This window comes from Herbaspirillum sp. FG34 (genome assembly GCF_057809315.1).
Map to the genome: position 1 here is coordinate 235,803 of NZ_JBMDJS010000002.1, position 12,642 is coordinate 248,444.

The 12,642-nt window shown below is 61.9% G+C and carries 11 protein-coding genes and 1 tRNA gene; 6 read left to right on the forward strand and 6 right to left on the reverse strand.

The genetic code is table 11. From position 1 onward, the window contains the following. Positions 1-247: 247 nt before the first annotated feature. From clpX to ACODSZ_RS03135, 5 genes are all read right to left on the reverse strand, one after another. Positions 248-1,513 (reverse strand): ATP-dependent Clp protease ATP-binding subunit ClpX, encoded by a 1,266-nt coding sequence (clpX, locus tag ACODSZ_RS03115; RefSeq protein ID WP_008329422.1) that lies wholly within the window; start codon positions 1,511-1,513, stop codon positions 248-250. A 265-nt stretch (positions 1,514-1,778) separates the two neighbouring features. Beyond that, the gene (gene clpP / locus ACODSZ_RS03120) at positions 1,779-2,405 is read right to left on the reverse strand and encodes an ATP-dependent Clp endopeptidase proteolytic subunit ClpP (RefSeq protein WP_008329424.1); all 627 of its coding nucleotides are present in this window, start codon (positions 2,403-2,405) and stop codon (positions 1,779-1,781) included. 51 nt (positions 2,406-2,456) lie between these two features. Next, positions 2,457-3,806, reverse strand: coding sequence for a trigger factor (gene tig / locus ACODSZ_RS03125; protein WP_488927023.1), 1,350 nt, complete (start codon positions 3,804-3,806; stop codon positions 2,457-2,459). Positions 3,807-4,089: 283 nt separating this feature from the next. Continuing rightward, a complete protein-coding gene (locus tag ACODSZ_RS03130) occupies positions 4,090-4,587 on the reverse strand; it encodes a CreA family protein (protein ID WP_175345001.1) in 498 nt (165 codons plus the stop codon). Positions 4,588-4,723: 136 nt separating this feature from the next. Continuing rightward, a complete protein-coding gene (locus ACODSZ_RS03135; RefSeq protein ID WP_175345002.1) occupies positions 4,724-4,918 on the reverse strand; it encodes a DUF1653 domain-containing protein in 195 nt (64 codons plus the stop codon). A 204-nt stretch (positions 4,919-5,122) separates the two neighbouring features. Here ACODSZ_RS03135 and ACODSZ_RS03140 point away from each other — a divergent pair. The 4 genes from ACODSZ_RS03140 to hpnC all read left to right on the forward strand — a co-directional run bounded on the left by ACODSZ_RS03140 (position 5,123) and on the right by hpnC (position 9,086). Next, positions 5,123-5,209 (forward strand) — tRNA-Leu (locus ACODSZ_RS03140). Between the two features lie 511 nt (positions 5,210-5,720). Further along, positions 5,721-7,724, forward strand: coding sequence for a calcium-binding protein (locus ACODSZ_RS03145; protein ID WP_488927024.1), 2,004 nt, complete (start codon positions 5,721-5,723; stop codon positions 7,722-7,724). 255 nt (positions 7,725-7,979) lie between these two features. Continuing rightward, positions 7,980-8,264: a hypothetical protein gene (locus tag ACODSZ_RS03150; RefSeq protein WP_008329431.1), complete on the forward strand. Its 285-nt coding sequence runs from the start codon at positions 7,980-7,982 to the stop codon at positions 8,262-8,264. Between the two features lie 12 nt (positions 8,265-8,276). Beyond that, the gene (gene hpnC / locus ACODSZ_RS03155; RefSeq protein WP_488927025.1) at positions 8,277-9,086 is read left to right on the forward strand and encodes a squalene synthase HpnC; all 810 of its coding nucleotides are present in this window, start codon (positions 8,277-8,279) and stop codon (positions 9,084-9,086) included. Between the two features lie 76 nt (positions 9,087-9,162). Here hpnC and ACODSZ_RS03160 read toward each other — a convergent pair whose 3' ends face one another. After that, entirely contained in the window at positions 9,163-10,002 is an 840-nt protein-coding gene (locus ACODSZ_RS03160; protein ID WP_008329433.1) for an HDOD domain-containing protein, read from the reverse strand. 325 nt (positions 10,003-10,327) lie between these two features. On the opposite strand from ACODSZ_RS03160, the gene hpnD reads away from it, so the two are divergent. Both hpnD and hpnE read left to right on the forward strand, forming a co-directional pair. Then, a complete protein-coding gene (gene hpnD, locus ACODSZ_RS03165) occupies positions 10,328-11,161 on the forward strand; it encodes a presqualene diphosphate synthase HpnD (RefSeq protein ID WP_008329435.1) in 834 nt (277 codons plus the stop codon). 15 nt (positions 11,162-11,176) lie between these two features. Next, positions 11,177-12,508 carry a hydroxysqualene dehydroxylase HpnE gene (gene hpnE, locus ACODSZ_RS03170; RefSeq protein ID WP_488927026.1) on the forward strand — a complete coding sequence of 444 codons (1,332 nt, stop codon included), beginning with the start codon at positions 11,177-11,179 and terminating at the stop codon, positions 12,506-12,508. Positions 12,509-12,642 lie beyond the last annotated feature (134 nt).

Consider the following 12,642-nt stretch of genomic DNA (forward strand, 5'->3'; position numbering starts at 1 on the left):
CCAAAACACAAGTCCGGCAGACTAAATATTCGCCGGCTGTGCGTTGTCATGATCGCAACAAAATAAAAAAGCCACACGCGAAGCTAGCTCCGGGTGGCTTTTCGATGGAAGCCAAGTAAGTGCGCCGGTTTATTTTACCGTGTTTGCGGTGACCGGACTTCGTGGTGGCTTCTTGCTACCGGAAGGCCCCCACTACGGGCGCCCTCCTTTTCCTGCTTTCCTGCTTTTTCCTTCATCTGCCGGGCAATCAGCCGCCCGACACCTTCGGCTGGTCGTGATAGATCAAGAGCGGCTTGGCGCCGTTGGTGATGGTGTTCTCGTCGATCACCACCTTGGCCACGTTCTGCTCGCTCGGAAGTTCATACATCACATCCAGCAGGGCATGTTCCAGAATCGAACGCAGGCCGCGGGCACCGGTCTTGCGCGCCAGCGCCTTCTTGGCGATGGCGTGCATGGCGGCCGGACGGATTTCCAGCTCGGCGCCTTCCATCTGCAACAGTTTGGCGTACTGCTTGATGAGCGCATTCTTGGGCTCGACCAGGATCTGGATCAGGGCTTCCTCATCCAGCTCGTTCAAGGTGGCAATCACCGGCAGACGACCGACCAGTTCCGGAATCAGGCCGAACTTGACCAGGTCTTCCGGCTCGGCATTCAACAGCACTTCCGAATTGCTCTTCTGGGTCTGGCTCTTGACGCTGGCCGAGAAACCGATGCCGCTCTTTTCGGAACGGTCGGAAATGATCTTGGCCAGGCCATCGAAGGCGCCGCCGCAGATGAACATGATGTTGGTCGTGTCGATCTGCACGAAATCCTGATTCGGATGCTTGCGGCCGCCTTGCGGAGGCACCGAAGCCATGGTGCCTTCGATCAACTTCAAGAGGGCCTGCTGCACGCCTTCACCGGAGACATCACGGGTGATCGACGGGTTGTCCGACTTGCGGGAAATCTTGTCGATCTCGTCGATGTAGACGATGCCCTTCTGGGCTTTTTCGACTTCGTAGTTGCAGTTCTGAAGCAGCTTCTGGATGATGTTCTCGACGTCCTCGCCGACATAGCCGGCTTCGGTCAGCGTGGTCGCATCGGCGATCACGAAGGGAACGTTGAGCATGCGCGCCAGAGTCTGCGCCAACAGGGTCTTGCCGGAGCCGGTCGGGCCCACCAGCAGGATGTTGCTCTTGGCCAGCTCGACGTCATCCTTCTTGCCGAGATGCTTCAGACGCTTGTAGTGGTTGTATACCGCCACCGACAGGATACGCTTGGCCGTAGCCTGTCCGATCACGTACTGGTCCAGCAGGTCGGTGATTTCCTGCGGGGTCGGCAGGTCCGACTTGGCGCCGGTGACGCTTTCCACGCTGGCGGCTTCATCACGGATGATGTCGTTGCACAGATCGATACATTCGTCGCAGATGAAGACCGAAGGACCGGCGATGAGCTTCTTGACTTCATGTTGGCTCTTGCCGCAGAAGGAGCAGTAAAGCAGTTTTTCGCCGCTGGAGGATTTTTTCTCAGACATAGAGCTACTAGGATAGAAGTTACGACCCGATCATACCCGTGAAATCCGGATTCGTCACGGCTTGGTCATTTTTGCTGTCCCAAAATGCTTCACAGGACTGCCGTATGACCGTTATATGTCAGCACAAGGGGCATTTATCAAGCAAACAGAACCAGAAAACCCGCTCTGTGCCAATTTCACCAGAATTTGCCAAAAAAAAATGCCCGAACGGTGTTACGTTCGGGCATTTTTCGCCTTGGAATGTCGCCAATGCGATGACGCAAACTCAAGCGCGCTGGGTCAGCACCTGGTCGATCAGGCCATATTCCGCGGCGGCCTCGGCCGACATGAAATTGTCGCGATCGGTGTCCTTGCTGATCTGCTCGACCGTACGGCCGGTCTTTTCAGCGAGGATGGTGTTCAGACGCTCACGCAGGTACAGGATTTCACGTGCCTGGATCTCGATATCCGATGCCTGGCCCTGGGCGCCGCCCAGAGGCTGGTGAATCATGATGCGCGAGTTCGGCAGCGAGAAACGCTTGCCCTTGGCGCCGGCGGCCAGCAGGAAAGCACCCATGGAGGCGGCCAGACCCGTGCACAGCGTCGACACTTGCGGCTTGATGAACTGCATCGTGTCGAAGATCGCCATGCCGGCCGAGACCGAACCACCAGGCGAATTGATGTACAGGGAAATGTCCTTGTCCGGGTTTTCGCTTTCCAGGAACAGCAGCTGGGCCACGATCAGGTTGGCCATCGCATCATTGACCGGTCCGACCAGGAAAATGATGCGTTCCTTCAGCAGGCGCGAATAGATGTCGTAAGCGCGTTCGCCACGACCACTCTGTTCGATCACCATCGGCACCATGCCGAGCATTTGCGTATCCAGTGCAGATTGCTTCATCAGACCTGTCATGTATGCTTCCTTAAGCGTAAGAGTTTTCTGATACTACTAGAGAAAACCGGATTACGCTTGCGCCTGATTGCCCATCAGTTCGTCGAACGAAACCGGCTTTTCCGAGACCTTGGCCTTGCCGAGAACGTAGTTGACGACGTTTTCTTCCAAAACAAGAGCTTCGACTTCGGCCAGACGGCGACGGTCGGAGAAGTAGTACTTCAGCACTTGTTGCGGATCTTCGTAGCTCTGGGCGAAGTCTTCGATCTGCGCCTTGACCTGTTCTTCGGTGGCTTCCAGCTTGTTCTGCTTGACCACTTCAGCCAGGATCAGACCCAGGCGCACGCGGCGCTCGGCCTGGGCGGTGAACAGTTCCTTGGGCAGCTGCATGACCTTGGGGTCCATGCCGCGCTGGGCCATGTCCTGACGGGCCATTTCGGACAGACGCTCGACGTCCTGGTCGATCAGGGCCTTGGGCACTTCCAGCTCGGAGGCCTTGATCAGGGCGTTCATGACGCTGTCCTTGGTCTTGGCCTTGGTACGGGCGGTGACTTCGCGCTCCAGGTTCTTCTTGATGTCTTCGCGCATCTTGGTCAGGTCGCCGTCTTCGATGCCCAGGGATTGAGCGAAGGCTGCATCGACTTCAGGCATGTGCGCCCATTCGATCTTCTTGACGGTGATGGTGAACTCAGCGGTCTTGCCAGCCACGTCCTTGCCGTGATAGTCCTCGGGGAAAGCCAGCGGGAAGCTCTTGGATTCACCGACCTTCAGGCCGATGGTAGCGGCTTCGAATTCCGGCAGCATGCGGCCTTCGCCCAGCACGAACGGGAAGGCATCGGCCTTGCCGCCCTGGAATTCGACGCCGTCGATCTTGCCGACGAAGTCCACGGTCACGCGGTCGCCGTTCTGGGCCGACTGGTCGGCACCGCCGTCGCCGTGCGCACCTTGCTCGCCCTTGACGTGGTAGTGCACGCGCTGCTTGCGCAGGATGTCGATGGTCTTGTCGATTTCGGCGTCGGAGACGGCGGCGGTGGTCTTCTCGACTTCAGCGCCCGACAGGTCACCCAGGGTGACTTCCGGATAGACTTCGAAGGTGGCGTCGAAGGCCAGCTTGCCTTCACCGGCTTCTTCGCTGGTCTTGGGTTCGATGCGGGGGAAGCCTGCCACACGCAGGTTGTTTTCGACGGCGGCATCATTGAATGCGCGGCCGACCTTGTCGTTCAGGACTTCGGTTTCGACCTGGTAGCCGAACTGGGCGGCAACCATCTTCATCGGCACTTTACCCGGACGGAAACCCGGTGCCTTGGCGGTACGGGCACGCACCTTCAGGCGCTTTTCCACTTCAGCCTGAACATCGGCCAGCGGGAAAGACAGGGTCATACGACGTTCGAGTTTGCTCAGGGTTTCGACTGCAGTTGCCATTTAAATCGTCCAAATGTTAAGAATTCCGTAAGCCGGAACATGCTGCTTCTCCTCCCAATCGATAGACTGCAGACGAAAAGCGCCCTGCCCGGCCGCGCTAAAGCTCGCTATTTTATACGCAAAAAGCGCCGATAGTCCAAAAATGGGCTTGCCACGGTGCAAACAGGGGAAAATCCCCTCCGAAGCCCGCCGGACCAGCCCCGGAGCGGCCCGCAAACGCATCACGGCAGCCGACGGATTGCCTGCCAGCAAAGTCCGGCGTAAAGAATTTAGAGAATTCCCCTCATTTCACCGGAATCGGCGTGGAAGCTGCCACCGGCACGGCGGTGACGGCATTCATCGGGCTGCCGTCGATGAGCTTGTCGGAATAGGTCAGGTAGACCAGCGTATTGCGCTTGGTATCGACCACGCGCACCACGTGCAGGCGTTTGAAGAGGATGGACATGCGCTCGCTGAAGACATCTTCCTGCACCGGCAGCTTTTCCTGGAACTGCAGGGCGGGCGTCACCTGGCGGCAGGCGATGGAGGCTTCGGACTTGTCCTCGGCCAGGCCCACCGTCCCCTTGACACCACCGGTGCGGGCGCGCGACACGTAGCAGGTAACTCCCTGCACCTTGGGGTCATCATAGGCTTCGATGACGACACGGTCGTTCTTGCCCAGCCAGCGGAAGGCGGTGCTGACATCGGCCAGTTCTTCGGCGCTGGCGACGTGGGGAACGGCAGCGGCGAAGGCGAAGACGGAGAAGATCGCCCCGACCAGGGCGCGTGCTTGATGGTTCATGTAGATGCCCAAATGAAGTGAAGTGAATTTATTGACGAACGCAGTAGACCGCCAGGGCGGCGCATTGTTCAGCTTCCCTTGGCGTTGACGCCGCTTTGCATGGTCTCGCAGGTGCGTACCAGGGGCGGAGAAAAGATCAGCCCTCGATTTTTTCGAACCGCGGCACCTGCCTGCCATCGACCTCCACCTTCTCGAAGAAGACTTCACGCGGCCGCAGCCAGAGACGGCCATCGGCGGCGCGGTAGATGATCATGGGCGTGAGGTCGGCTTCGAGGATGGCCTCGTCGATATATTCATAGATGCCGCCCTTGTAGTGACGATAGCGTGTCATGGCAATCCTGCTGGGTCGAAGAAAAAGCGGCATGGTACTACCGATCATCGGCACCCCGACGTGTCCGCACAGAAAAACGCCCACATTGACAACGCCTTGCAGTACAATGGCGCGCTTTGACAAATTGCTACCTGCATCGGTAGCGGCAGGTCTGCAGCAAGCGCGCTGCCAGACTGCTATCGCACCGGTGCCCGACCCCCTTTTGCGAGGATGGCGAAATTGGTAGACGCACCAGGTTTAGGTCCTGACGCCAGCAATGGTGTGGGGGTTCGAGTCCCCCTCCTCGCACCAGACAATCCGTTTCAAATCATCGATTTGACCTGACAGCCCCGTCCGCACCGGCATTTTCCGCGTGCCTGGCACATCCGATCCCGGCCAATACGGGTGCAAGCGCGCCGAACCCTGCCGGCAGCGAAAAAAACCACTCCCCTCATCCCGAGCGCCCCACAGCGCGCAACCACTTCCGCAGTCATCCCCACCTCTTTCAGCGACCCTCGGTTGACTAGGGTTGTCTTCTTCCTCGTTCGCTTCAGCTTGTCAAGCAACCAACGGTACTTTCGTGCGATTTACCGAAGTATTTCTATCGGATTGAATCCCTGCGGGACCAACAAAACAAGACTTGTCCGCCCGGCCATTGTCCATGACCAGGACGGACAGGAAACAGGTCCCCAGGGCGGGACGCCACGCGCGAAGACCCGCCCTGCATGACAACGCCATCCATGGCGCATTTGAAAGGGAACCCGTGTCAACCACCTCAACCACCTCAGCCACCGCAAGCGTTTCCACCCCTGCCGTAGATCCGATGGAGCCAGTCATCCGACGCATCGACGACCGCTTTGTCAGCATTCGCACCGGCAGCGTCTTCAAAGTGATCTTCTCCCCCATCAGGCCGGGCATCAAACTGTTCGATACACCGCCCCCCATCGTCAGCATCAACCCGCCTGCCAACATCACCTTACCCAGCCAGCCCAAACCAGTCAGCACGACTCCCACCAGTACACCCGCTGTCACCCCGGTCACCGTCACCAGCAAACCAGTCAGTACAGTACCTGCCAGTAGCGATACACCTCCCCTGACACCTCCATCGGCCATCACCAGCAAGCCGGCCATTGCGCCGCCCGTGACACCGTACACCCCTCCCATCATTGCACCGCCCATCACACCAGGCGCCCCGTCTGTGCCTGCCACCAGCAGTACACCGCCGCCGCTGACTCCCATGCCAGTGGTCAGCACACCTGCGGCCATCGGGCCTGCCAGTACCAGTACAGTGAACCTGACACCCGCTCCCGCCGCGCCTTCCCCCGACCTGATCGCCCAGGCCAATGCCGCGCGCTACCAGGACAACTTCTACGCGCCCGCTCCCTTCGGCGACGAAGCCCCAAAACCCAAAAAGGACAAGCCAGCGGCCTCACCGAAATTCCTCAGCCTGGATGAAGATACGGACGACCTTTCCCTGGGCAGCAGCCTCGCCGGCATCGGCAATGGCCTGGATAACCGTCTCACCGGCAATGCCGGGAACAACATCCTCGACGGCATGGGCGGGGTCGATACGATGGTTGGCGGCAAGGGCGACGACAGCTATTACCTCGACAATGCCGGCGACCAGATCATTGAACAGGCCGATGAAGGCGTCGATACGGTCTATGCCACGGCCAGCAGCACGCTCTCGGCCAATGTCGAAAACCTGGTGCTGCTCGATGCCAGCAAACCGCAAAGCGCAGTGGTCAATGGCGTCAAGGTGCTGGTCTATGGCATGCCACGTTCGTATCAGCTGGATTACGACCAGGGCGGCGAAGTCGAGGGCTATTGGGGAACCTGCGGCGAGACCAGTGTGGCCAACGTCACCCTGATGGGGGGCCGTGCCGTCTCCGAAAAGGAAGTAGTCCAGTGCGCCATCAAGGAAAACCTTTGCGATACCGCTGCCGAATCCGCCGATATGCGCGGTGCCACCTCCGAAGATGACCGCCAGGCCTTGCTGGAGCACTTCGGTTTTGCCTGCACCATCGACGAGCGGGTCGATCTCACGGCAGTCGCCCAAAGCATCAAGGACGGCAAGGGCGTCATCATCAGTGTCAGCGCCAGCAAGCTGTGGGATCTGCACGAAGAGAACGAGGACACCAGCGACCACGCCATCACCGTCACCGGCGTGGCCTGTTCGGCGGCCACCGGCAAGACGGTCGGGTTCTACATCACCGACTCGGGACGCGGCCTGGCCAGCGACATGTGCCGCTTCGTCCCGCTGCAACGCCTGCGCGAGGCCACCCAGGTCTACGGAGCCGATACCGTCACCACCGATGATCCCATCAAGCTGCGCAATCAGGATCTCGATGCCAGCGGCAATGATCTGAACAACATCCTGGTCGGCAATCGCGGCAACAACCTCATCACCGGGGGGCGGGGCAACGACCTGCTCATCGGCGGCGCCGGCGACGACAGCTATACCTTTGCCAGGGGCGACGGACAGGATGTGCTCTACGACCACGATGCGACCAAGGGCAACCTCGATACGCTCAGCTTCACGGATGCCAGACAAACCAATCTCTGGTTCAGCAAGAGCGGGAACGATCTGCGCATCGATGTGCTGGGCGGGACCGACGAAGTACTGGTCAAGGACTGGTATCAGGGTACAGGCAGCGACAACCACATCGAACGCATCAAGACCGCCGACGGCAAGACCCTCTACGACACCGACGTCGACAAGCTGGTACAGGCCATGGCCAGCTTCGCCCCACCAGCGGCCACCCAGACCAGCTGGCCAGCCACCCGGGGCGGCGATGGCAAGGTGCTGCTGACCATCTCTCATTGATCACGGGCGCCGCCAGGACCGGGAAATCTGCCGGATTTTGACAAAAAGCTTCACCAGGGCCCAACAGGGATGCCGTCCAAGGGCGGCATCCCGCACCCCTCTACAAAAACCTTCATTTCCGGCCTGAATCAGCCTGATGCGGGCATCCTCACGGGCATCCTCGCGCCCGTTTCACCGTCCCCTCGCGCTTAACTGCTACAATCCGCGCCTTTGCCGGCCCGGCGGCCGTGCCGTCTCATCATCGCAGGAGCCTTTATGCCTACCCAGGAAGAATTCGACGCCTTGAAGCAAAGCCACAACGCGCTGCTCAACAAGTTCATCGAGAACAATACCGCCGACCAGATCCTGTTCTCCACCCTCTTCACGGCGGCGGCCGTGCTGTCCAAGGATGGCAAGCAGTTCACCGCAGGCGCCATGGGCATTGCGCGTTCGCTGGCGGCACAGTTGAATGCCGGCGGCACCATGCCCAAGGCGCTGCTGGAGACGGTGGAAACCCGCATCGCCACCATCGAGGCGCTGCTCAAGGACAAGTTCGACTGAGTAGCGCGCCCCATGGCCGTCGATCACTACGAGAACTTCCCCGTGGCCTCGCTGCTGCTGCCGGCGCGTCTGCGCCCGGCGGTGACCGCCATCTATGCCTTTGCCCGCAGCGCCGATGACATCGCCGATGAAGGCGATGCCCGCCCGGAAGAACGCCTGGCCGCCCTGCACGCCTATGAGGCAGAGCTGGATCTGATCGCGCAGCAGCTCCCCTGCACCCATCCCATCTTCACGCGACTGGCGCAAACCATCGCCGACCACGCCCTGCCGCTGCAACCCTTCCGTGACCTGCTCTCGGCCTTCAGCCAGGATGTGGTGACCACCCGTTACCCGCGCTACACGGACCTGCTGGACTACTGCCGTCGCTCTGCGAACCCGGTAGGAACCCTGATGCTTCATCTGTATGGCGCAGCGAATGAAGAAAACCTCCGGGATTCGGATGCCGTCTGCAGCGCCCTGCAACTCATCAACTTCTGGCAAGACGTTGCCATCGACTGGCAAAAGGCACGCATTTACCTGCCGCTGGAAGATCTGGCCCGCTTTGGCGTGGAACAAGACGATATCGACCAGGCCCGCAATGACCAGCGCTGGCAACAGCTGATGCAGTTCGAGATCGACCGGGCCCGTGCACTGATGCTCTCCGGTGCCCCGCTGGCACGTCGCCTGCCGGGCCGCATCGGGCTGGAATTGCGGATGGTGGTGCAAGGCGGCTTGCGCATCCTGGAGCGCATCGAAGCGGTCCGGGGCGACGTCTTCGGCCAACGCCCCAAGCTGGGCAAGCGCGACTGGCTCATCGTGGGCTGGCGCGGCCTGACCCGGTAAATCCGGTCCGCCATGAGAAAGCCCCGCCCGGCACAAAGGCCGGCAGGGCTGCGGGAAGAAACGACGGGAAGCGGTGTCAGACCAGCAAGGCCGCCGTCAGCGTACGGATTTGCTCCTCGGAGTCATCCAGCAGTTCGCGCAGGGAACGGTCTCCGATGTAGTCATCCACCAGGGTCTCGCCGCCGATGCCGGCTTCGGCCACCACGGTGCGCTGCAGCGGCGAGGGTACCGGCGAGAGTTCCTTGGCCAGCAGCAACACGTCGCCGATGGTCTGGGGCGGCAGCACGCGTACGCCGTGCCACAGGGATTCGATGGCATCGACCACCGGCTGCGGCACGCCCAGTTTCTTCAACACGGCGCGGCCGATCATCTTCTCGCCGTATTCCATCCAGTCCTCGGTGCCGCCGTCGAGCAGGCCGGGGAAGTCATCCGTGCGCGAGAGCAGGTAGAAGCCGCCCACTTCATGCACGATGCCGGCGAACATGGCCGTCTCGGGATCAGCCTTGGTCAGCTTGGAGGTCAGCACATAGGCGGTGGCGGCCACGTGGGCGCAGTGCTCCCACAACTGGGCCGACTTGATGCGCATGCCGGGATTGTTGATGGTGCGGCCGAGCTGGCGCACGATCACCGAGGTGGTGATGGTGTTCAAGGTACGAAAACCCAGCCGCATCACGGCCGCGCGCACGTTGTTGATCTCGCCGCCGGACCGGTTGTAGGCCGCCGAATTGGCAATGGCCACGGTGCGTGCCGAGACCAGCGGCTCGGCCATCACCAGCTTGGCCGCCAGTTCCAGGTGGCAGTCCGGGTCGGCCAGCGCCTTTTGCAGCTTGATCGAGGCGCTGACGTTGGCGGGGAATACCAGCTCGCCGCGACCGGCCTGCGAGGCGATATTGCGAAAGATTTCCAGTCTGTCCATATTGTCTCCAGCCTCCAGGGGGCCATCGTCGATGGCCAGGGTTGCCGATGTGCCGCGCTGCGACCGGGCTTGCCCGCTGCTGCGCCACGTCTGTTCAGATTAACGGCAGAATTCATCCGGATTTGATGTCATGTGAATTTGTTTTTCCGGAATGCGCTGACCTGAGCTTAAAGGACAACGCCAAGGGCCGCAATAGAGGGGGTTCAAGGCCGGGCCAACGACCATGGGCATTTGCCCTGCCGGGCGCACTCGGCTAGCATAGCGCCTTTGCCGCAGGGGGCCTTGGCCGCCTGCCCCACTGCTTCAACCGCCCCGCCACGCATCCATGTCTCCAGACGAATACTGCCAGCAGAAGGCCGCCGCCAGCGGTTCCAGTTTCTATTACAGCTTCCTGTTCCTGCCGCCCCAGCGCCGGCTGGCGATCACGGCGCTGTATGCCTTTTGCCGCGAGGTCGACGATACCGTCGATGAAATCGAGGATGCCATGGTGGCCCGGACCAAGCTGATGTGGTGGCGCAAGGAAATCGCCGCCATGCTGGAGGGGCAGCCGACCCACCCGGTCACCAAGGCTCTGCACCCGCACGTGGCCACCTACCAGTTCAAGGGCGAACACCTGCAAGCCATCATCGATGGCATGGAAATGGACCTGGACCAGACCCGCTACCTCGACTACCCCGGCCTGCAGCGCTACTGCTGGCACGTGGCGGGCGTGGTGGGCGTACTCTCGGCCAGCATCTTTGGCCATACCCAGCCGGGGACCCTGCTCTTTGCCGAGAAGCTGGGGCTGGCCTTCCAGCTCACCAACATCATCCGCGATGTCGGCGAAGATGGTCGCAAGGGTCGCATCTACCTGCCGGTCAATGAATTGCAGCAATTCAACGTCACGGCTGCCGACATCCTCAATGCCCGCCACAGCGAGCGCTTCGAGGCGCTGATGAAGTTCCAGGTCGAGCGCGCCCAGGCCGTTTATGACGAAGCCTTTGCCCTGCTGCCCAAACAAGACCGCCGCGCCCAGCGCCCCGGCCTGATGATGGCCGCCATCTACCGCACCCTGCTCGACGAGATCGCCCGTGACGGCTACCACGTGCTCAACCAGCGCATCTCGCTCACCCCCATCCGCAAGCTCTGGCTGGCGTGGAAGACCTATGTCTTCGGCTGACCGCTCCACCCGCCGATGAACAACGCACCACGCCATTACGCCGTCATCGGTGCCGGCTGGGCCGGATGTGCCGCCGCCGTGGCGCTGGCATCCGGCGGCCATCGTGTGAGCCTGTTCGAATCGGCGCGCACCCTGGGCGGGCGGGCGCGTCGGGTGGCGCTGGACGAACGGGTGCTGGACAACGGCCAGCACATCCTGCTGGGCGCTTATCGGTCCACGCTGGCCCTGATGAAACAGGTCGGCGTCGATCCGGCCAGCGCCCTGCTGCGCCTGCCCTTGCAGATGCGCTATCCGCTGGGTGCAGGAGGCGAAGGCATGGATTTCGTGGCGCCGCGTCTGCCGGCGCCCTGGCATGTGGCGGTGGCGCTGCTGCGCGCCAAGGGGCTGGCGCGCGACGACAAGATGGCGCTGGCGCGCTTTTCCACTACGGCGCGCTGGATGGGCTGGCAATTGCACCAGGATTGCAGCGTGGCCGAGCTGCTGGAGCGCTACGAACAAACGCCGCGCCTGATCCGCCTGATGTGGCGTCCGCTGTGCATCGCCGCGCTGAACACCCCGCCCGAGCGGGCCTCGGCGCAAGTCTTCCTGACCGTGTTGCGCGACAGCCTGGGCGCGCGCCGCGCCGCCTCCGACATGCTCATCCCGCGTCTGGACTTGAGCGCCCTGCTGCCCGATGCGGCCGCCGCCTATCTGGGCAAGCGCGGCGGCCTGGTGCAGCCGGGTGTGACCGTGGCGCAGCTGCTGCCCGGCAATGACCCGGGCACCTGGCGCCTGGAAGACCGCGCAGCCGAAAGCCTGGGTGAATTCGCCGGGGTGGTGCTGGCCACCGGCCCGGATGCCGCCGCGCAATTGCTGGAGGGCCTGCACGACACCGCCCTGCTGCGGGCGCTGGAGCATGAATCCATCACCACCTGCTATCTGCAGTACCCGCCCGAGGTGCGTCTGCCCGCCCCCTTCCTGGCCCTGGCGGACGATCCGCAAGCCCGGGGCTGGGGCCAGTTCGTCTTTGACCGGGGCCAACTGGGGGGCGAAGCAGGCTTGCTGGCCGTCGTCGTCAGTACAGCCGGCCAGGCCGTGGCCGATGGCCATACCGCCCTGACCGAGGGCATCGCCCGCCAGCTGGCGCAGGACTTCGGCAATCCGGCCCTGGCCACGCCCGGCTGGCACCGGGTCATCACTGAAAAACGGGCCACCTTCGCCTGCACCCCGGGCTTGCAGCGCCCCGACAATACCGGCATGCCCTCCGGGCTGGCCCTGGCCGGGGACTACGTGGCCGGCGACTATCCCGCCACGCTGGAGGGTGCTGTGCGCAGCGGCCTGGCGGCGGCACGGCTGCTGGCCGCCTAGGGGCTAAATTTTTCATGGATGGCGGCAAAGGGATTCACCCCAAGCGCGACGGGTATGCACTAGCATAACGGGCATGCTGCAATCCCTTTGTCCGCAATCTCACTGCAAGGCGGCTCCGGCCGCACCCCATCACA